The organism is Dorea sp. AF24-7LB, from assembly GCF_003478575.1.
In the GTDB taxonomy this organism is placed as follows: Bacteria; Bacillota; Clostridia; order Lachnospirales; family Lachnospiraceae; genus Dorea_D; species Dorea_D hominis.
Genome location: NZ_QUFR01000001.1, coordinates 14935 through 36929, shown reverse-complemented (window position 1 = coordinate 36929; position 21995 = coordinate 14935). Strand labels below are relative to the sequence as shown.

19 protein-coding genes, 1 tRNA gene and 1 riboswitch are annotated in these 21995 nt (G+C 42.1%); of the genes, 1 reads left to right on the top strand and 19 read right to left on the bottom strand.

The window, feature by feature from the left end; translation table 11 throughout:
- Positions 1-136: 136 nt before the first annotated feature.
- From DWY31_RS00180 to DWY31_RS00165, 4 genes are all read right to left on the bottom strand, one after another.
- A tRNA-Leu gene (locus DWY31_RS00180) sits at positions 137-221 on the bottom strand.
- Between the two features lie 136 nt (positions 222-357).
- The gene (locus DWY31_RS00175; RefSeq protein ID WP_118519225.1) at positions 358-912 is read right to left on the bottom strand and encodes a DUF5662 family protein; all 555 of its coding nucleotides are present in this window, start codon (positions 910-912) and stop codon (positions 358-360) included.
- Positions 913-1019: 107 nt separating this feature from the next.
- Positions 1020-2672: an alpha-amylase family glycosyl hydrolase gene (locus tag DWY31_RS00170; protein ID WP_118519224.1), complete on the bottom strand. Its 1653-nt coding sequence runs from the start codon at positions 2670-2672 to the stop codon at positions 1020-1022.
- Between the two features lie 29 nt (positions 2673-2701).
- Complete coding sequence (locus DWY31_RS00165) at positions 2702-3703, bottom strand: sugar ABC transporter substrate-binding protein (protein WP_021860703.1); 1002 nt, start codon at positions 3701-3703, stop codon at positions 2702-2704.
- A gap of 128 nt (positions 3704-3831) precedes the next feature.
- On the opposite strand from DWY31_RS00165, the gene DWY31_RS00160 reads away from it, so the two are divergent.
- Positions 3832-4131: a DUF1292 domain-containing protein gene (locus DWY31_RS00160; RefSeq protein ID WP_021860704.1), complete on the top strand. Its 300-nt coding sequence runs from the start codon at positions 3832-3834 to the stop codon at positions 4129-4131.
- Here DWY31_RS00160 and DWY31_RS00155 read toward each other — a convergent pair.
- The 15 genes from DWY31_RS00155 to purB all read right to left on the bottom strand — a co-directional run bounded on the left by DWY31_RS00155 (position 4126) and on the right by purB (position 21977).
- On the bottom strand, positions 4126-5958 hold the full coding sequence (locus DWY31_RS00155; RefSeq protein ID WP_118519223.1) for an ATP-dependent helicase: 1833 nt from the start codon (positions 5956-5958) through the stop codon (positions 4126-4128). The two genes, DWY31_RS00160 and DWY31_RS00155, sit on opposite strands and share 6 nt — an antisense overlap.
- Before the next feature lie 8 nt (positions 5959-5966).
- Entirely contained in the window at positions 5967-7427 is a 1461-nt protein-coding gene (gene gltX / locus DWY31_RS00150) for a glutamate--tRNA ligase (protein WP_021860706.1), read from the bottom strand.
- 23 nt (positions 7428-7450) lie between these two features.
- Positions 7451-7936, bottom strand: a complete 486-nt coding sequence (locus DWY31_RS00145; RefSeq protein ID WP_021860707.1) for a threonine/serine exporter family protein — start codon at positions 7934-7936, stop codon at positions 7451-7453.
- On the bottom strand, positions 7933-9162 hold the full coding sequence (locus DWY31_RS00140; RefSeq protein WP_021860708.1) for a GNAT family N-acetyltransferase: 1230 nt from the start codon (positions 9160-9162) through the stop codon (positions 7933-7935). Before DWY31_RS00140 ends, DWY31_RS00145 begins: the two co-directional genes overlap by 4 nt.
- A gap of 54 nt (positions 9163-9216) precedes the next feature.
- Positions 9217-10362 (bottom strand): InlB B-repeat-containing protein, encoded by a 1146-nt coding sequence (locus tag DWY31_RS00135; protein WP_118519222.1) that lies wholly within the window; start codon positions 10360-10362, stop codon positions 9217-9219.
- Between the two features lie 130 nt (positions 10363-10492).
- Positions 10493-11647 (bottom strand): glycine/sarcosine/betaine reductase complex component C subunit alpha, encoded by a 1155-nt coding sequence (gene grdD / locus DWY31_RS00130; RefSeq protein WP_118519221.1) that lies wholly within the window; start codon positions 11645-11647, stop codon positions 10493-10495.
- A 14-nt stretch (positions 11648-11661) separates the two neighbouring features.
- The gene (gene grdC, locus DWY31_RS00125) at positions 11662-13200 is read right to left on the bottom strand and encodes a glycine/sarcosine/betaine reductase complex component C subunit beta (RefSeq protein ID WP_021860711.1); all 1539 of its coding nucleotides are present in this window, start codon (positions 13198-13200) and stop codon (positions 11662-11664) included.
- Positions 13201-13333: 133 nt separating this feature from the next.
- Positions 13334-13804 carry a glycine/sarcosine/betaine reductase complex selenoprotein A gene (gene grdA / locus DWY31_RS00120; RefSeq protein WP_118288488.1) on the bottom strand — a complete coding sequence of 157 codons (471 nt, stop codon included), beginning with the start codon at positions 13802-13804 and terminating at the stop codon, positions 13334-13336.
- Positions 13805-13881: 77 nt separating this feature from the next.
- Positions 13882-14199, bottom strand: a complete 318-nt coding sequence (gene trxA, locus DWY31_RS00115) for a thioredoxin TrxA (protein WP_021860714.1) — start codon at positions 14197-14199, stop codon at positions 13882-13884.
- Positions 14200-14247: 48 nt separating this feature from the next.
- Complete coding sequence (gene trxB / locus DWY31_RS00110; RefSeq protein WP_021860715.1) at positions 14248-15192, bottom strand: thioredoxin-disulfide reductase; 945 nt, start codon at positions 15190-15192, stop codon at positions 14248-14250.
- A 40-nt stretch (positions 15193-15232) separates the two neighbouring features.
- Complete coding sequence (gene grdB, locus DWY31_RS00105; protein ID WP_117537329.1) at positions 15233-16543, bottom strand: glycine reductase complex selenoprotein B; 1311 nt, start codon at positions 16541-16543, stop codon at positions 15233-15235.
- A gap of 20 nt (positions 16544-16563) precedes the next feature.
- The gene (locus tag DWY31_RS00100; RefSeq protein ID WP_021860718.1) at positions 16564-17844 is read right to left on the bottom strand and encodes a glycine/sarcosine/betaine reductase component B subunit; all 1281 of its coding nucleotides are present in this window, start codon (positions 17842-17844) and stop codon (positions 16564-16566) included.
- A 67-nt stretch (positions 17845-17911) separates the two neighbouring features.
- Complete coding sequence (locus DWY31_RS00095) at positions 17912-18298, bottom strand: GrdX family protein (RefSeq protein WP_021860719.1); 387 nt, start codon at positions 18296-18298, stop codon at positions 17912-17914.
- A gap of 188 nt (positions 18299-18486) precedes the next feature.
- Positions 18487-18599: riboswitch (glycine riboswitch) on the bottom strand.
- A gap of 262 nt (positions 18600-18861) precedes the next feature.
- Entirely contained in the window at positions 18862-20226 is a 1365-nt protein-coding gene (locus DWY31_RS00090) for an alanine/glycine:cation symporter family protein (protein ID WP_118288487.1), read from the bottom strand.
- A gap of 317 nt (positions 20227-20543) precedes the next feature.
- A complete protein-coding gene (gene purB / locus DWY31_RS00085) occupies positions 20544-21977 on the bottom strand; it encodes an adenylosuccinate lyase (RefSeq protein WP_021860721.1) in 1434 nt (477 codons plus the stop codon).
- Positions 21978-21995: the final 18 nt, after the last annotated feature.

The window sequence follows — 21995 nt, the reverse complement described above, 5'->3', positions numbered from 1 at the left end:
TCAATGAACAGCAACTCTAAATTAAGGCGGGAATCACGGGAATCACGGGAATCACAGGAACCATTAAAACAATCCTATTCAAAAAAAAGAGCGGGAACCCTTGAAAAAATCAAGGATTCCCACCACAAATAAAAAATGCGGAAGATGGGACTTGAACCCACACAAGCGCAATGCTTACAAGATCCTTAGTCTTGCTCGTCTGCCAGTTCCGACACTTCCGCATAGGACGTTGAGCTTATTTTTATTTATCTCTCTCGCTCTGTCCGTAGATTATAATACTATAGCCCAACCCAAATGTCAACATATTTTTTAAACTTTTTTAATTTTTTTAAATCTTTTTTCAATCGTGACATTTTCCTATATCATATGCTGGCGTTTCAATTCTCTGACCTGCTCTCTTACATACTTGAATGTTGCACGCTCACCTTTTTCTGCCAACATCTTCAAAAGCTTATGTATAAGTGTCGCTGTCTCCGGATGGATCATCTTGCCAAGCTTCGCCGCACCTTTCTCATAATACTGAAGCGGCTCTTTGTCTGTATACTTATCACCCAGATAAGTTTTGGATGCTGCGATCCGGTCCATAAACATCTCATACACATACTTTACCGGCATCTTCTGCCCTACAATCCCCTCTCCCGGAACTATACTGTAATCAATCCAGTATTCATAATGATGCTTATTACGACCTTTGTGATGCAGCCACGCTGTAGAATATCCGGTTGCTTCACGTTCTGCATTATTCGGGCTTCTTGTTCCCTGATAATACTTACAGCCGACCAGAAATTCTGTCGGAGAATATTTGGACAGATCGTGAAGCAGCCCTTGCTTGTATAATCCAACTTTAAAACAATGTTTCATAACCAATAGTTTGTGGTGATTGATCGTTTGCAGATGTTTTAACGCCTTCATACTTATATCTCCATTCCTCTTCATTTATTCTTTGTCATTTCTTTCACATACTTTATATTTATTATGCACTTTTTTTCAATAACTTTCAAGAGAGTATCCCTGTTTTCTTATTTTGCAACCAGGACAACTATTGTTCTTTCTTCAATTTCGATAGATTTCTGTCCACCCAAACAGATCATTTCAGCTTTTATACCGTCTTTTGTGGAAGCGGCAAGATACCATTTTTTATTTTTCGGAAGAGATGGCAGAGCAAATGTATGACGGATCCAGTGCATATTATAAGCGACATAGCAGTCCTCTGCTTCAAGCGATGTTCCACTGTAATATACACCCAGCTGTCTACTTGCGACTTCCTTCTCTATTCTCCATGCATATTCTCCGTGGTAGGATACATCCGGAACTCCGCATCTAGTCGTATCTGTTCCGCTCATCTCCTGCGCCGGATGAAATACTTTATAACGTTTGCGGAATGCGATCAGATCCCGCACGAAATCATGCAGTTCCTGATGCGTCGTCAGTTTTTTCCAGTTCACCCAGCCTGTTGAATTGTCCTGACAATAGACATTGTTATTTCCTTTCTGTGAATTGCCAAACTCATCCCCCGCCAGCAGACACGGTGTCCCCTGTGCCAGAAATACAAGAAACAGCGCATTATACAGCTGTCCTCTCCTTAAGCTTACAACCGCTTTCTTCCTTGATGGGCCTTCTGCTCCGCAGTTCCAGCTGTAATTATAATCCGGTCCATCCTGGTTACTTTCTCCGTTCGCTTCATTGTGTTTTCCTTCATAGGATACAAGATCCATAAGCGTGAAGCCATTATGTGACGCAATATAATTGAAGCTTCCTTCTTTCTCCGACAGATGACGTAGCCAGTAAGTCACTGCTTCCACCATACCCTCGTCTCCTTTTAAGAACCGGCGCATCACATTCTGAAATTCCGTATGATGTACCATCAGCTTGCAGTCCTGTAAATACGGATCTTCATACGCTGCTCTGGTTGATACTGCTGCCGGATTCAGGATATATCCGTCTATATGATATTCCTGCCTGTAATAGCGCAGGCAGTCCAGCACCTGATAGATCGGCGTCTCCGGACAAAAGGGCATTTCCAGCACGACTTCAATCTCCGCCGCATGACATGCTTTCACCATGTTTTTCAACGAACGCACACCGTCAGATATAGCAGAATAGCTGTTCTTCGGTGCAAAGAAATACCCCGGTCCATATCCCCAGTAATTTGGCTTTCTTTTTCCTTCCAGAAATGAATAAACCGGCATACACTGAATCTGGTTGATCCCCAGGTCTTTCAGATAAGGAAGCTTTTCTATGACACCTTCAAAGGTTCCTCTGTGTGCAACCTTTGAATAACTATCCTGTGTAAATCCACGCACGTGAAGGCTGTACGCAATAACATCCTTATATGCATAAGCCGGATATCTGTCATCCTCCCAGTCATATTCTGGGATCAGGACCTGACTCTTATTCTCTTTTGTAAATGCTTTTGTGTACGGATCAGTCACAACTTCTTCATCCATCAGATACTCATAGGAATATGCATCTGACTGGATATCTGTCACCTTTACTGTATATACCGCACCTTCACTTTGCCGCATCGGATATCTGGCACATGGTTCTTTTTCCCCTGCATGATACAGGAGAAGGCAACATGCCTTCCCCTTCTTCGCTGCAACGGAAAAACTGACTCCATCTTCCTGTACCGTAACCCCCATCGGTAACTGCTGCCCTTGCGTATTCTTCATTCTTTGTGTCCTTTTTCCCTTTCTGTACTCTATTGCCAACCATCTGTGCCGTACATATCTACATTATCTTTATTGATCATAAAGACTTCTTCATAGACTTCCTTCTCATAATCGTTTCCATCCAGAATATTGTCTGCTGTCTCTGCAGCTTTCTTTCCTATGTTAATCGGTGACTGTGCTGCTGTTCCTACAATCTGGTTCTCTCTTTTCTTTAATTCTTTCTTAATATCCGGTGAACCATCCACACCGTAAATCAGTACTTTATCATTACCGACAACATTCACTGCTGTCTTTGCCGCAACCGCAAGCTGGTCATTGCCACACATGATCGCAGTCAGATTCGGGTATTTCTTCAACATCTTCTCTGCTGCCTTCAATGCTTTGTTAAATTTTCCTTTTGTATCTGCTCTGTCTACTACTTCAAACCCTTTTTCTGCTTTGGAGATCGCCTCTTCAAATCCAGTGATACGTTCATTCATGGAATTCTGTGTCGGGCATTCCAGAATTGCAACGGTTCCTCCGTCCGGACTCTTTTTGATCAGATCCTCTCCGCAGATATATCCTGCATTCTTATTATCAGAGCCTACATAGGCATCCACATAGGACATCTCTTTTACCTGCGTATCTACATTAATGATCTTCACACCGGCATCCTTAAGTTTCTTAAGAGATGGTGTGATCTTCTCCCAGTCTACCGGGCTTAAAATAATGGCATTGATACCATCCTTGATCATCTCATCAATCTGCTTTGCCTGTTTGTCCGCATTCCCGCCTGGATCTTTTGTGATCAGAGTAGAATCATCTGCTTCCACAACTTCTCTCGTCGCACTTTCCAATGTAATAAAATACGGGTTCTCCATATCGATCACGGAAAAGCCGATTAAGTACTTTTCCTGATCTGCATTTTCGTCTGTATCTTCTTCGGCTGTTGCATTATCTTCCGGTGTTCCTACATCTTTTTTGCATGCAGTCATTCCTAACATGCAGACTAACAGGACTGCCAGAAGCAGTGATATTTTTTTTCTTAACATGCTGTTTTCCTCCTTATGTACACGCAGATTTATTTTACAACATTTTTCTTAATTTGGCTACTACATCCTTGCTTTTTGCCTGTTCCTTTGATAGAGTTAAGTTATCTTAGAAAAAGGAGAATTATATTATGAGTGAACAGAATATGAACACAGATGAAGAGCAGATCACAGTAACTCTTACAATGGAAGATGATGAAGAGATTGACTGCGCAGTTTTAACTACATATTCAGCAAACGGAAGAGAGTATATTGCGCTGCTTCCTCTGAATGAAGAAGGTGAGAGTGAAGACGGTGATGTTTATCTCTACCGCTACGAAGAAGTAGACGGCGAGCCGACACTTGGCAATATCGAAGACGATGACGAATACGACATCGCTGCCGATGCATTTGACGAGTGGATGGATGAGCAGGAATTTGAAGAATTATAAGAAGAGCTCTTTTACAAAACGGGAAGGACTGCAGTCTTTTCCGTTTTTTTCTTTTACATAACTGATGACAAGCTGGCGTTTTGCCCGTGTCATCGCCACATAGAACAAGCGCCTCTCCTCTTCCGTCTCATCCTGCATGACAGCCCGCCTGTATGGCATGCTGCCCTCATTTGCGCCAAGGATAAATACGGTATCATATTCCAATCCTTTCGCCCCGTGCATTGTCAGCATACAAATGCCTTCTTTTTGCGTTTTTCTGCTGTTTTCCCATAAATTTTCTTCATATTGCTCAATGTGCGCAAACCACTCTGGAATTGTCGCATACGCTTTTGCTCTCTCCTGAATCTCATCGAGCACCTCAAACAGTTCTTCTGTACACAGTCTGCGGTAAGCGGCATATTCTTTCAGAAATGCATCATAACCGACTCTTTTTCGTATATACTGGATCACTGCATACGGACTTTTTCCTGCAATCATCTTCATATCCCATTCCAGTTGATCAATGCGATCCTGCATCCATTTTTTATTCTGGTAATATTTCCTCAGACTTTCATAATCTGCCCTGTCACTGCGCATGCTGTCTCGGCTGATGTAGCGGTTCGGGCGGTTTGCAATCCTTAAAAGGTCTTTCCTTGTGACAATTCCTTCTGCCAGGTGCAGATAGCTTTTGATATCCTGTCCGATAAAATGTTCATATATATTATATAAATGTTCTTTCATCTGAAACGGTATCTGATGTTCCATCAATGTTTCCGCCATCACTCTTGCCTCAGCAGCAGTGCGGTATAAAACTGCAATTTCTTCATACTGTATCCCACTTTTTAAAGTTTCCCTTATCCGGTCCAGAATATACCTGCTTTCTTCAAACGGATCTCTCACTTCCTGTACATGAACTGTCAGATCTGCTTTCTGTTCTGCCTTGATTTTCTTCAAAAAGCGATTTTTATTATTTGTGATCACACGCAGCGCTCCATTCACAATATGTGCTGTTGAACGGTAATTCACATCCAGCAGGATTTGCTTTGCCTGCGGATAATCTTTCATAAACTGCTGCATAATTCCCGGACTCGCTCCGCGGAATCCGTAAATAGACTGGTCATCATCCCCCACTACAAACAGATTGGCGTTTTCGCCCGCCAGCATCCGCAGGACATCATACTGTACCCGGTTAATATCCTGAAATTCATCCACCAGAATATACGGGAAACGTTTTTGCCATTTTGCCAGTATATCCGGTCTGCTCTCAAACAGGAGGCTGCACTCCAGCAGCATATCTTCAAAATCCAGCTTATGAAGACGCTTCTTTTCCTTCTCATAAGCAGTATAAATATCCCGAAAACGATTTTCGCCATATTGCTTTGCTTCATATGTTTCTATATTGTAGCGGTGATTCTTCACATTTCCAATCTCCTCCGACAGATTCTTAAGAAAATCTTCTTCCCGTAGCAACTCTTCATCCTCACCCCAGTCCGTCTTCGAAACGATCCCTGTAAGCAGATTTTTTCGTTCTTCTTCCGTCAGAAGATTCGCGGAAGTAAGTTTGTAAGCCCACTTTAAAATCCCGTAATAAACACCGTGAAATGTTCCAAATGTCACCGCAGACGCCTGCTGTTTCATAACTTTGGCAAACCGCTGTTTCATTGACTTTGCCGCATACTTTGTAAAGGTAAGGACCAGAATTTCTTCTGGTCTTACCTTATAATTCATAATCAGATATTCAATTCTTTTTGCAATGGTAAGAGTTTTCCCTGAACCGGGACCGGCAAGAACCATACAAGGTCCTTCCTTATGGGCGACCGCCTCTTTCTGAGCATGATTTAATTGCATATATACCTCTATTTGCTTAATAATTCAATACCTTTTTTAATTCTGGCTACAGATTCTTCTTTGCCAAGAATCTCCATAATCTCTGTAGCACCGCCAGGTGTGCTCTGTTTTCCGGATACCGCAGTACGGATCGGCCACATAACGAAACCAGTCTTGACACCTTTTTCATCAACATATTTCTTCAGAAGAGCAAATAAAGCATCATTGCTGAAATCATACTGCTCTTCCAGGAGCGGAAGTACTTCTTTTAATACTTCCAGAGAATTTTCTTCGTTTGTTTTCATCTTCTTATGACAGTACATTGCTGTGTCATATTCCGGAAGTTCTTCAAAGAAATCAATCTGATCCTTGATATCCGGGAAAATCTCAATTCTTGTCTTAACTAATCCGGCAATTTTCTTCAAATCATAATCTTTTGTAATAACTTCCTGAATATACGGTTTTGCCATTTCAAAGAATTTGTCTTCGTCCATGGCTTTCAGATATTCTCCGTTCATCCATTTTAATTTCACAATATCAAATACAGCCGGAGACTTGCTCATATGACGGTAGTCAAATGCTTTCACAAGTTCTTCCAGTGAGAAAATCTCCCGATTATCAGATGGGCACCATCCAAGAAGTGCAACATAATTTACAACTGCTTCTTTCACAAATCCCTGATCGATCAGATCTTCATAAGAAGAATGTCCGCATCTCTTACTCAGTTTCTTATGTGTCTCGTCTGTGATCAGCGGACAGTGCACATAAGTCGGAATCTCCCATCCAAATGCTTCATAGATCTTGTTGTACTTCGGTGCAGAAGATAAATATTCATTTCCACGTACAACGTGTGTAATTCCCATCAGATGGTCATCAATAACATTCGCAAAATTGTAAGTCGGATATCCGTCAGATTTGATAAGGATCAGATCCTCCAGCTCATTATTCGGAACCGTAATATCTCCATAAATGTCATCTTTGAAAGTTGTTGTTCCTTCTGTCGGCATATTAAAACGGATAACGTAAGGCTTACCTGCATCCAGATTTGCCTGTACTTCTTCTTTGCTCAGTCCCAGGCAGTGTTTATCATAGACAACAATCTCTGCACTTCCCTCTCCGTCTACTTTGCTTTTCAGTGATTCCAGACGTTCCTTATCGCAGAAACAATAATAAGCATCTCCCTGCTCAATCAGCTGTTTGGCATATTTCAGATACAGTCCGGATTTGTTTCTCTCGCTCTGTACATATGGTCCAACTCCACCATCTTTGTCCGGGCCTTCATCATGAACGAGTCCTGTCTCTTCCAGTGTATGGTAGATGATCTCCAGCGCTCCGTCAACGAAACGCTCCTGGTCTGTATCTTCAATACGAAGAATAAAATCTCCATCCTCATGTTTTGCAATCAGATATGCATACAATGCTGTTCTTAAATTCCCGACATGCATTCTTCCTGTCGGACTTGGGGCAAATCTTGTTCTTACTTTACTCATGATTCTTATCTCCTAACTATATATTAATTTAAAATATTTTTCTTTTTTCTGTGATATTTCAGCTGCTTCCAGTAGCCTTTCTGGAACACATCTCTCGGAATGGATAATACAATGGCAATTCCAAGGACTATTCCAAACGAAACCTTGACTGCTTCCAGGCCTTTTGATGCTGCCATTCCCAACTGATTCATAACCAGATAATAAGTTGTATAATAAATCCCGGCACCCGGCACCATCGGAATCACTCCGGATACAAGGAATATTGTGATTGGGCATTTCATCCGCACGGTCAGCATACGTGATAATAATACCACTACCAGTGTACCACAAAAAGAAGCAATTGCAGCCGAAAGTCCTGCATATTCTTCCAGTATCAAATACACACACCAGCCTGCTGCACCTGTAATTCCACATCCGATGTAAAAATGTCTCGGTACACTAAATAATACTGCAAACGCAACCGCTCCTGCAAATGCACAGACTCCATTGGCAATCAGTTCTACTATCATCCGACAATTCCTCCTAACGTGTGATAAATGCTAAGAGTCAGTCCGACGCCGATCGCAATATACACAAATACTAATAATGTATCAATCATTCTGACTGTTCCCGACAGAAAATCACTGTCTGCAATCTCGCGGATTGAATTGACAAATGCCATTCCCGGAACCAAAGGCATAAGCGCACCAATGATCATACCATTTAACTGCACCGGTGCAAGCCATGGCACCTCTCTCGCTGCAAGCGCCAGCCCGGTAATGATCACGCCACCTGCAATATTACTGATAATCTTAGACATATGATATCTTCTCGCCAGCAGTACCCAGCAATAGAGGATACAGCCAATAAAGAACGCAACAACGCTTTCTCTCGCCGTCGCTCCAAGAAGATATCCAAGACATCCACTTGCAAATCCGGCACCTATGATCTGTACACCCGGATGTATCGGCTCAATTTTGTCGATCTCTTTTAATCGTTTCTGCGCCTCTTCCAGTGACATCCTCCCGGCTGATATCGCTCTGGAAAGCGAATTTACTTCCGCAACAATCCCCAGATGTGTTCCCGATAAAGGTACATTCTTCACCTTTGTGTACACTTCCTCTTCTCCGCTCTTCGCCGTAACAAAGATGGCATGACTCAGAGTAAATATATCTACCTGATCAATATGAAAACGGTTGCATATCCGCGTCATCGTCTCTTCTACACGGAAGATCTCGCCACCATTCTTCAAAAGGATCCTTCCTGCTTCCAGTGCCACATCCACGACTTTTTTTATATCAATCTCTGCTTCTAGCCGCTTCTTAAAATATACCATATCTGTAAGCGGAATACCATCATCATAAACAGGTTCTTTGTATTTTTTCAGAAAATATCCTGCTAAAATATGAGAATTAGAAAATCCACATTTTTCAAAAAAGCCAAGCAGTTTTCTGCAATTTCCGATTCCCACATACAATTCGTCACACCGGTCACTGTAATGCTCACAAATATAATGAACCATATATTTACCGTAGCCACATCCACGCGCTTCTTCCATGGTTACAATGCTCAAAATCTCGCACTTCCGGTTTTTCCGGAATCTGACAGCACAGATCGTTTTGATCACTCCGTCTTCCTTTAACAGAAACAGATCCATTGTATCCAGTTTTTTTTCCAAAGCTTCTTCGTTCGGATCCGCAAACTGTAATAAATCAAGATATTGGATTTTGTTGTCTTTTACTTGTTGAATTCTCATGCGTAGCTCCTATGTACCTAATCCAACACATTATATCACCACATTTTCCAAATATCAACCTCGCGGTGTTGCAACAATTTCTCCAGTTGTTCTGTACAATACACCTTCTTCACTGTAATAATAAGGATTTCCGGACGCTGCTTCTATATAAAGAAGATTTGGAAGTCTGTCAAAAATTCCGTCTGCGATATAATGAATGTTCGCCGGAATATATACTTCCATGATCCGATCTTCCACTCCATCAAATGCACTTGCCGCAATCCCTGTGCATGAAGCAGATGTTGGAAGCACAAGAAATCCGTCTCTCAGCATCGTATCTGCATTGGTACATGCTGTTACGTAACCATTTGCATCACATACAAATCCATCAAATTCTTTCCAGCCGGCATACAAACGGATATTTTTCACATCTATTACTCCTGAAAATGGCTTTGTACATCCTACATCTTCATACCATCCGGTAAATACTTTTCCAGGTCTTGTCGGTACTTCAAAATCCTTTTCTGAAAATGTCTTTTCTGCAAAAGAATACTCACGAATTGCCGGAATACCACCGTTAGCATCAAGTGTCACACTCCATGGAACTTCCGTCTCCAGCTTTTTCTTTGTATCTTCTGCCACCGAAGAATCCGAAAGAGCCGTCTTCACAGATTCTTTGACAGTTGCCGCCTTTGTCTCATTTTCAGATTCGCTAACTGTTGCTGCATACGATCTCTTCACAGACTTTTTCATAGCAGGCTTTGAAACTCTGGTTGCTGATCTCGCAACTGATGATCTCGCAACTGGTGCTTTTGCAGCGGTCGATTTTGCAACTGATGCTTTTGTTTTAAGTGCTGATTTTACATCTGTCTTTCCAGACACTGTCATTCCCATAGCTGCTTTTCTATGTTCAGACATATCTTTAAAATTAACTTTCGCTCCTGCTGTTCCTGCAAATAGGTTCGCTCCTGCTGTTCCTGCAAATAGGTTCGCTCCTGCCGGTCCTGTATGTGTTTCTTCTATCACCGCCTGGTGCATGGCGGCCCCATCCGGCAATCCTTCTCCTTTTCCCTTCCAGGTTGTCACGCCCAGATATAAGAGTGCCAGACTTACCAGAACAAATATTCCGGTCACAGTATTTCTTGTTGTCATCTTACTGCGGAATGCACATATTCCTTCCACTTCCAATCCCTGATTTAATTTCTTTAATACGAGTTCCATAATGCCACCAGCCTTTCCGGTTCTTTCTCTTATAAGTTCATTATAAATTGACTCACAAATAAAAGAAAGTGGCGTCTTGACACATTGTCAAAACGCCACCCGGTCAGACTATGACTTTTTTATCATCAGACTAATTAATATATCCGGCTTTCTTTAATTCTTCTTCAGCTTTTGCAAGATTTGCATCCGATACACGGATGATCGGTCCGGTACATCCCATTCCGCTCTCTGCATAAATATTGAGTTTCCACAGGACTTTAACTGCATCCTCAAGATCCATAACTTCGATTCCTGCAATCTGGCTTGTAACGATCTCCTTCGGAGGTTCTTTTACATCTTCTTCAGCCGCTGCCGGTTTGTTCGCTGCTTTTCTTGCCTCAAGAATCTCTTTTAATCCAGCTTTGTTTGCTGCTGCAAACTCTGCTTTTGCAATTTCAAATACTTTGCTTCTTACAAGCTGTGCTGCATAGCGGATAGCTCCTGCGATAAGCGGTGCCCCACTTGCTCTGGATACGATCATGACTAACTGGTCATATCCTTCTCCGATTCCAGGTCCATATCCGTAACCTGTTGCCTCATAGCTTCCTCCCGTTGTGTATGAAGACAGCATCTTAATCAGGATATTTCCGGTAAGGGAATCTGTTACCATGATATCCGGAGTTCCCTGCAGTACGTCATTTCCTCTCATGACACATCCACCGTCTGCTCTTGCTGACTCTGCAAATGTAATGTCATATCCGTTTTCTTTTAATTCTTTTAATGCTTTTTCTGTCTGGCGTGCACCGTCTACATTCAGGATTCCAACTGTAGGATTTACTTTTCCACATGCTTTTGCTGCAATGATTCCGTAAATCGTATTCTTGATCATTCCTTCGATACGGTCTGCACTGGATGTTCCGGTTGTATTTGCCACGAACATTTCTTTTCCCTTGGATGGTGTGATCGCACGTCCGACTGTGGATACTCCGATCGGGAATGGGAAGTGCATAGTGACTGCTCCGTCTACTTCCTTGTTTGCCAGCATTTCTTCCATCTTTTTGTGGCCTTCCTCATCATCTGCCACTTTGACGGTTGTAACGCCTTCTGCTTCCAGAGATCCGATGTAATAGACATCAATCCCTTCTTTTGCAGCCATGAGCGCTGCTTCCATCGCATTCTCTTCGCCATGCTCAGATCCCATTCCTGTAAGCGCGATCTTCGGTCTTTTACCAAAGCTTCCTGTTTCCAGTCCCTGCGCCATCTCAAGGAAGGTCTCTGCGATCATTTTTTCAATTTTATCTGCCATTATAATGTACCCCCTTATTCTGCCATCAGGGTCGCTGCAAAATCTTTCATTGCTTTTGCGATTAAGCCTTTTACTTCTTCCTCTGATACTCCGGATGCTGCTTCTTCTTCAGCTGCTGTATTTCCGTGAATTACGAAAGATACTCCATCGAATAAGTTTGTCATACGTCCAAGGAACAGACTTCCTTTTCCGATGATCATGGCATTTTTGATCTTTCCTTCTAAGATATCTTCACGTGCAAATCCTACAAATGGTACTCCTGACGGGATATGTCCCTGTGTCGGTGCCCATCCGGTCAGTCCGTGATCTTTTGTAAATGCTGCCAGCTCTTTTCTGTCAAGCTCGCCTCTCTTTACTGCCAGAGCAGCGATCATCTTATAGTTTGCAAGCGGTACATCTCCTGCTCCTGCCGGTTTTGTGATATCCGGGTTCTGCATCTCCGGTGAGAATTTATCGATATCTGTGATCTTCATTCCTGCTCTGTCAAGCGGATCAGCTACCAGGCTTCCGATTACGTTCTGCGGTGCAGATCCAGTTCCTACTGTGTGGCGTCCTAACATGTTCAGGTCGATCTCCGGATTTACTCCGTCGTTCTCTGCGATGATCACACAGAATCCGCCCAGGCAGTCCTCTAAGATCGGAAGTTCTTTTTTCACATGGTCTTTTCCGTTCATTCCTAATTTAGCTGTACATCCACCTGCTGTAACAGCTACGCATTTGTATGCTCCGGATTTAACGAGTGCTGCTGCTTCGATCAGTGCGTGTGTCGGTGCTGCACAGAATCCTCTTGCGTCAGATCCTGTAGCGTTAGACAGTCCGGCAATCTCAGCTGCTGCTTTAGCGAAGTTTCCTCCACCTCTCTGGTTCATATCTCCACATGCTTCTTCAGCACAATCGATAACATACTCTACGTCAGATTTTTCGATTCCTGCATTTTTAACTCCGTAAAGCAGTGCTAAAACACTAGATGCTTTACTCATTAAGTTTTCATGCATAACGTGAGAAGATAAGTTTACATCGATATCATGAGCTGGTTTTACACATCCAACTAATTTGTCTTCGAAGTAAAGAGGCTCTGCGTGATCGTCTTTAATCAGTGCTTCGATCTCATCGATCTCTACACCTTCATGTAACAGAGCTACAATATCTTCAGTGATAACCGGATCAGCTGCAAATGCATCTTTGTGTGCTGCTACGAATGCTTTCTCCAGTCTTACTACTTCAAACATATCACAAGCCTGAACTAAAAGAAGGAACTCTTCTTCCGGCATGATCTCACCATATTTTCCATAACGCTCTGCGCCTTCCATCTTCTTGTCGAAGTATGGGAACTCAATCTCAGCTAACTGATCCGGATGAGCATTTCCGATGTATGTCTGGTTCGGCCAGTAAGCTACAACATCCTCATAAGAACGTAAGTGCTTCGGTACCTCTTTCAGATACTCTGATTCCGGGTTAACGATTCTTTCTGTTGTCTGAGTTGTTCCATTATATAAAACCATATCTGGAGTGTGTGCTAATACATAGCTTGCTCCCTTAATTACACTGTTCATTGGTTTTCCACCTTTCCTTTTACGTAAACTTTTCCTTTGTCGTATACAATCAAGACAAAAAGAGGGCTCCCCTTATGCGGGGATCGCACCGGGTTCGCCCTCTAAACACAACATGATCTTTAACAAAAAACGATTAGTTTTCTGCTGCCTGCTCTCTGATAGCATTCATCTCATCTACGATGTCGTCTACGTCAAGAACCATTTCCATCATGCTTACCTGTTCATCATAAACTGCTTCGTCAAATTCCTCTTTGATCTCTGGCTCACATACGTGATAAGTCGTAAGTCCAAGCTGGACTCCTGTCAATGGACCTGCGAAAGTAGGATCGCCTAACATTACAGTCTCAGCTGCAAGACCTGCAGCTTCGCCTTCTGCTGCACCAAGAACTACTACTAAGTTCTCTGCACCATACTCCTCTGCGAACTCTTTTACTCTCTTCTGGTTTTCCAGATCCATTGCGCCTGCGCTTGTTCAGACGAAACATTCCGTTGATGAGAAAATTACTTCAGCACCAGCTGTTTTTACGCATTCTGCGATAGCCGGTCCCGGAATTCCATCACGGTCTCCGATAATTATTGCTTTTTTGCCTTTTAAAATAGCCATAATTACTCTTTCTCCTTTCTTGTATTGTATACTAACAACTTGATCAAACATCTATGATTATAGAAACAACATCCAGATTAGATGTATTTCTTAATCAACTCTTCGATAGACTCTGGTGTACAATCATCTTTTACCAGCTCTTCTACTTTCTCTCCGTCTTTGTATATTGCCATAACCGGCAGACCTAAGATTTTCTGAGAGATTGCAAGACGACGTGCCTTTGTTGTATTCAGGCATGTGAATTTCATCTTGTCACCATATGTATCTGCATATTCATGTACTTTTGGCATCAGAGCCTGGCATGGAACACATCCATCACCGAAAAAGTCTACAAATACATATCCTTCTGCTTTTAATACTTCTTCTTCAAATGTTTTCTTATCTACTTCTAACATTGCTTATCTCTCCTTATTAAATACAAAATTTGACGAATTAAAAAGTTTTTAGAAATAATCTGACATACTTCTCTCAACCTGAACGGCTGCGATTGCTCCGTCAGCTGCTGCAGTTACTACCTGTCTCAGGCTCTTCACGCGAACATCACCTGCTGCATATACACCCGGGATGTTTGTATGCATGTCTGCATCTGTCTTGATGTATCCACGCTCATCCATGTCGATAATTCCTTCAAACGGTTTTGTATTCGGTACTGTTCCGATAAATCCGAACACACCAAACATTCCGTCTTCTTCATCTGCTTCCACTGTTGTAACTTCACCAGTTTTCACATTTTTCACTTTCATCCACTGGAGAATATCATCTCCACCGACTTCTTCTACAACTGTATCCCACATAAAGTGCAGTTTTGGGTTCTTGAAAGCCTTTTCCTGAATGGATTTTGCAGCACGAAGTTCGTCACGTCTGTGAATGATTGTAACTTTTCTTGCAAATTTTGTCAGATACATAGCTTCTTCTACTGCGGAGTCTCCTCCACCAACTACGTATACCTCGAAATCCTCAAAGAAGTTTGCATCGCATGTTGCACAGTAAGAAACACCTTTTCCTGTAAACTCTGCTTCCCCTTTGCATCCGATTGGTCTTGCATGAGCTCCTGTAGCGAGGATGACATGTCTTGCTTTGTATTCTGCTTTTGAGCTCTTTAACACTTTCACATCTCCCTCAAGAGATACTTCTGTAATTGTGTCAGATACACGCTCAGCTCCGAATTTAGCTGCCTGTTCTGTCATTCTTGCGATCAGGGACGGTCCGGACTCACCTTCTACGATCTGTCCCGGATAGTTCTCGATCTCATCTGTGATTGCAATCTGTCCTCCGTCCTGTCCTTTTTCAAGAATCAGTACAGAAAGACGACTTCTTCCTGCATACAGTCCTGCCGCTAATCCGGCAGGTCCTGCACCAAGAACGATAACATCATAAATCTTATCCATGTCTGTTACGTCTCCTTTTCATTAATAGTATTCTCATACTCTACTCGAAAATAGTCTGTCCGTCAACCTCTGTTGTAAGAGCTTTCAGAGCTTTCTCTACGATCTTACGACGAAGTTCTTTTTCCTCATCTTTATCCAGTGCCGGATTTCCAAGTGGATGAGGGATTGCGATAGCCGGAACGATTCTGTTAGCACCAACTGTCATGGAAATTGGTGTTACTGTACAGATATGTACTACCGGAATTCCTGCTCTCTCAATTTCTTTTACCATCGTTGCACCGCAACGTGTACAGGTACCTCAAGTAGATGTGAGGATTACTGCATCTACCCCATCAGCTACCAGTTTCTTGGAGAATTCATCAGCAAATGCTTTTGCAGATGCAACAGCAGTACCATTTCCTGTTGTAGTATAGAATAAGTGATGTAACTCACCGATAATTCCTTCTTTTTCCATATCACGAAGAACGTCAACAGGAAGTACACGGTCAGCGTCTTCATTTGCGTATACTGGATCGTATCCACCATGAGCTGTCTCATATGTGTCTTCTGTCAGATCCGTAACACCTGTAATATCATACTCACCATAGTGGGAAGCACTTGAACTTTCGATGTGATCCGGATTTCCCTTCGGAACGATACCACCGGAAGTAACTAATGCGATCTTAGCATGTGCAAGGTCTTTTACAGCCGGATTCGGATCAACTCTGTCGAAGTCTGGCATTGGGAACTCTGTCTCGAAAGGTTTTCCAGCCAGTTTCTTAATGAGCATCTTAACAGCTCTCTGAGATCCTCTTTCTTTTTCAAAGAAGTTTACACGAATACCGTTCGGCATATATCCTTCTTCTGCAGAAGAACCGATTTTCTCACCTTTTCCAAGTTTAACAGCCAGAGGAGCCATCTTCTTAACAGCGTCTCTCATACCTGCTGCACTGTTCTTTGTAGAGACCATGTATACCTGGTTTTTAAACATATCAGCACCTGGGTTCTCTACATACATACCAGTCAGGGAAGGAATACCAAGTTCTTCCTGAACTGCTGCTGCGATAGTACCGCAGGCAACTCCGTAACGTCCAGCGTTGAAAGCCGGTCCTGCAATAAAGATGTCCGGAGCCTGTTCTTTAACCATCTCAAGAATCTCTGCTTTTGCTTTTTCAAGATTCTCGTTGAAATAAGAGTCACCACATACGATTGTTGCAATGATCTCTGCTTCATCTTTAAAATTCTGTGTTAATGCCATACCTGGTCCAACAACTTCGCCAACACGCAGTTCAACCGGGTAATCTGCTTTTTCTTCTCCACCAATCTGTGCAAAGAACTGATTGATGTAATGAACAACTTTTAATTTAGCCATTATTCTATATCCTCCATTCCTTATCTTGCACTCAGTTTATTGAAACCAGTTTCGTTTGTTGCGCCTGTCAGAACCTGAAGCTCAACTTCAAGAGATCCGTCCTCGCGCAGTGTCTCTTCACTTGCACCAGCAATCTTTGTTACATAGTCAAGAGTTCCAATTACTTTGTCAAGTTTCGGCAGGATAACTACCTGGTTTGCATTTCCGCCTGTTACTACTGCATCAGCAGCCTGATCAGCATCAGCAAGTGACTGAGATTTTCCATCACGTCCGGCATACTCGTCTGTGATGATTACAGTCTTAACGCCTTCTGCTTCAATCTTCTTACAATTCATGATAAGGTCTGTATCCGGGTTACCGAATCCTTCCTGAGATACAATAACTCCATCCAGGTCTAACATCTTGCAAAGTTTTGCTGTCCAGTCAGAAGAACGCTGTTTATCAGCAAGATATACGTTCTCGTTTGTGATAATCTGGCAAACAAAGTTTAATGTTTTTCCGTGCTGTTCAAATAAGTCATGTACAACCGGGTTGTTCAGATGAACATATGTAGGGTTCTTATCACATGCAGATACACAGTTACCGGAAACAATTGCTCCGTCCATGATCTCTGTAGGGCTTAAAATTGTAGGAACGATTTTCTTAGCATCTACACCATATACATATGTGTCATGAAGAAGTCCCTGGCTCTGAAGCATCTGTACATATGCAACTCTCGGCAGATCCGGATATTTTTCCATTCCTTCTTTAATTGTACATGTCTCGTAAACTTTTGTCTCATCCGGTGTCAGATCACGTGCTAACTCACCAATGTAAGTTGCAACTCTGAATCCAGCGAAACGAACTGCTTTTTCGTATTCATGCTGTTTGATATTGTCAATTGGCTCACATACCATAACCAGGTTTAATGTCTTGGAGAATGGTGTGTAATCTGCTCCAGGACCTGTCATATCAATGATACCTTCCTGGAATCCCACGATCTTACCAGCTGTAACAACAGCCATTCCTTTTAATGCGTAAGTCTTTCCTTCTCCAACTGTGTCTACTTTAGAGATAACTCCCGGGAAGATTCCTCCTCTTCCTTCAACTTTAACTCTAGGTTCGATAACATCTTTAACAGGTGTGATTCTTACAGACTCACCCGGTTTTGCAATGTCAAATGATACGCTCTTAATCTTTTCGTCCTCAAGAGCTACTGCCTTAACGGCTTCTTCGGATACATAAAGGATTCCGTCTTCAATCTTTGACTCAGATGCAAACTGAATATCCTTGATGTAAATGTGTCCCATTTCTAATCTCACTTTAAGTTCCCTCCTTAAAAAAATTATATTGTTTAAGCTGCAACGCTCGACAACCTCACTCAATGACTTACCAGGCATCTGCTGATGCCAGGCCGCTTTCCAGCAGAGTCCAGTCAATCAACTGAAAATCTTCCAGTACGCTTTCTCCATATCGTCCAGTCTTATCTTGGAATTTATGGCATGCATCGATTGCATTTTCTATAATCGTAAGCGACCTTCTGTCCACTTCCTCCTTTCCAGCTGAAATCAAAACCGATTTGTATGGTGTCTCATTTGGCTTCACGCTTCCGGATAACGGATGCGTCAGAAGTAAATGTCCGTCATGTATTCTGTCTCTGACTTCCCGGAGAAGTCCTTCATAAGTAGTTTCCAGATATATTACTTCGTGCGTCTTCTCAAGCTTATCGAAGACCAGTGGATTATTGGTCAAGACTATATATTTCCCCCTGTTCATCCTGAACCGTATCCTCCTTTCCGGCCTGTTGCCTCGGCAATCGATAAATACAATAAAAGTCATCGGTATTCCAAATAAAAAAGGACGTCCAGATATACCATTATATCTACGGCGTCCTTCCTGTCTTTTGCCCTGATAAATTGAAATCATCGATAAGCTTTATCACACAGCACAAGATTCAGAATGTGGTACATTTTCCAGTCCTTTTGCCTGAAAGTTTCACCTTTTTGCATACCCACCATGTATGTCCGGCTTGCCTCTTCGGCGGCTGATCCGTTCAACTCTCTCTTGGAAAACATCATCCCACGAATATTCTTTTCATAGAAAATCATTACACAATTTTCATAGACATTTTTTATATTATTTATTGCCTGTATCTATAATAACTTATTGTAACTTTTTTTGCAACCCATTATACTAATTAATATTATTTTAGTGAGTATGCACAATTTCCATTCCTGATTTTTGTTATATTTATTAGTCGATTTTATAATATTTATTAAAACGTCTATAAAAAACAACATTTATGATTGTCCTGCATTTCATCCACTTATAGATAATATCTATTTATTCTTTTTAAAGTTCTGATAGTAATCATCATGCAACTTCTTAATCGTACCGCTCAGAACAATCAGACCGATAAAGTTCGGAATTACCATCATGGAGTTGAAGCAGTCTGCCATATTCCATACGAGATCTACCTGTGCAAGTGATCCAAGCACTACGCACACAGCAACTAATACGGAATATACTTTTACAGCTTTTGGTCCAAACAGATACTTAATATTTGCCTGTCCAAAGAAATACCAGCCAATAATTGTTGAAAATGCGAAGAAGAACATACAAATCGCGATAAAGATATCTCCACCTTTTCCATACAATGTAGAGAATGCATACTGGCTTAACTCTGCACCTGTCTTACCACTTGGAATAGACTTCGTTGTAATAATTACAAATGCTGTCAGGTTTAGTACGATAAACGTATCGATAAATACACCGATCATTGCAACAAATCCCTGCTCGACCGGATGATCTACTTTTGCAACTGCATGCGCATGTGGGGTAGAACCCATACCAGCCTCATTAGAGAACAATCCTCTTGCAACACCTTTTGTAAGTGCAAGTTTTAATGTCGCACCCACAGCACCACCGGATACTGCTGACGGATTAAATGCTCCAACGACAATTGCCTGGAATGCATATGGAATATTCTTATAATTATAAATAATAACAATCAGCGCACCAAGAATATAGAAAGCTGCCATGATTGGTACGAGCGTCTCTGTTACTTTTGCGATACGCTGCATACCACCTACGAATACAAATAACGCGATCAGTGCAACTACAACACCAACTGCTGCCTGTGGCACACCAAATGCTGTATGGAAGGCTGCTGCGATGGAATTGGACTGTACTGCATTACCCATAAATCCAAGCGCCAGGATGATCAATATTGCAAAAATTCCGGCAAGTACTTTTCCAAACGTTCCTTTAAATGCTGCACGGATATAATATACAGGTCCTCCTGTGATCTCTCCGTCAACTCCTACCTGCTTATACTTCTGTGCAAGTACAGCCTCGCCAAAGATCGTTGCCATTCCCAGGAATGCTGCGATCCACATCCAAAAAATAGCTCCCGGTCCTCCGATTGCAAGAGCGGTCGCCGCTCCGGCGATATTACCGGTTCCTACCTGAGCTGCAATTGCTGTTGCCAGTGCCTGGAATGATGACATTCCATCTTTGTCAGCATTGCCTTTTTTACTGAACAGGCCGCCAAAAGTCCGGCGCATTCCTTCTCCAAATCCACGTACTTGAATAAAACCAAGCTTAAATGTGAACCAGATTCCACCTCCGAGAAGTGCGATGATCAACACATAATCAGACAGATAGTGCTGAATTGTCAGAACAAGATCGTTTAATGTTTTCATTGTTACATCCCCCTTTTCTTTGTATAGATTTTCCGTATATTTATACGAACTTATTCATTACACCTATCATAACACTTATCTATATACAGCGCAATATGTACAAAACCTTCTATATTTTCTTTGTGTATTTTATACATTGTGTGCAATCGCGCTTATTATTTTACATACAAAAAACGGCGTAAACTCGTTCGCTTACACCGTTTTTTTGTCAAGTTATTTTCATCATTAAAGATTTTTTCGTCACAATTACTATTGCACGTTTGTAACTTCTATCTATTCGTTTCATCTATAGATATTCTTTATATATTCCATATATTTTACACGTTAATTTCCGCTGTCATTCCAAGAATTTCTTTATTCTCTTCAAGCATTGGGCGTACAACATTGTTCAGATAATTGTCTACCTGAACCGGTGCGCGTCCAACATATTTGGACGGATCCATTGTCTTCTTCAGTTCATCAACACTCAGATTGAATGCCGGATCTGCTGCAATCAGTTCCAGAAGATTATTGTCCAGCCCTTTTTCTTTTACATTGCGTCCTGCTTCCATAGAAAGCTCACGGATTCTTTCATGTAACTCCTGACGGTCACCGCCTGCTTTTACAGCATCCATCATAATATTCTCTGTTGCCATAAATGGAAGCTCTGACATCAGACGTTTCTCGATTACTTTCGGATATACAACCAGTCCATCTACAACATTCAGGCAGAGATCCAGAATACCATCAATTGCAAGGAATCCTTCCGGCACACTCAGACGTTTATTTGCGGAATCATCCAGCGTTCTCTCAAACCACTGCGTTGCAGATGTGATTGCCGGATTCAGCGCATCTACTATCACATATCTGGATAAAGATGCAATTCTCTCGCTTCTCATCGGATTACGCTTGTAAGCCATTGCGGATGATCCGATCTGTGTCTTTTCAAATGGTTCTTCTACTTCTTTTAAGTGCTGAAGCAGACGGATGTCATTGCTGAATTTGTGTGCACTCGCAGCAATTCCTGCCAGTACATTAATTACTCTTGTATCTACTTTTCTGGAGTAAGTCTGTCCTGAAACCGGATAACATGCCTCAAATCCCATCTTCTGTGCGATCATTGGATCGATCTTATCAATCGTCTCCTGATCTCCATCAAACAGTTCCTGGAAACTTGCCTGTGTACCGGTAGTCCCCTTTGAACCAAGCATCTTCAAGCTTCCTTTTACATACTCCAGATCTTCCAAGTCCATCATAAATTCCTGCATCCACAAAGTTGCACGTTTTCCAACCGTTGTCGGCTGCGCCGGCTGGAAATGTGTAAATGCAAGCGTCGGCAGATTCTTATGCTCATCCGCAAATTTGGCAAGTTCTGCAATTACATTTACCAGTTTTTTCTTCACAATATCCAGTGCCTCGGACATCAGGATAATATCTGTATTATCTCCTACATAACAGGATGTTGCTCCAAGATGAATAATTCCTTTTGCCTTCGGACACTGTTTTCCATATGCATATACATGAGACATTACGTCATGACGCACTACCTTTTCACGTTCCTTTGCGACATCATAATTAATGTCTTCTGCATGCGCTTTTAATTCATCAATCTGTTCCTGGGTGATTGGAAGTCCCAGCTCTTTCTCTGTCTCTGCAAGTGCGATCCACAGTTTTCTCCATGTGCGGAACTTCTTGTCCGGCGAGAAAATATACTGCATCTCTTTGCTGGCATATCTTTCTGAAAGTGGGCTCTGATATCTGTCGTTTGTCATCGTTTTTTCTCCTTATTT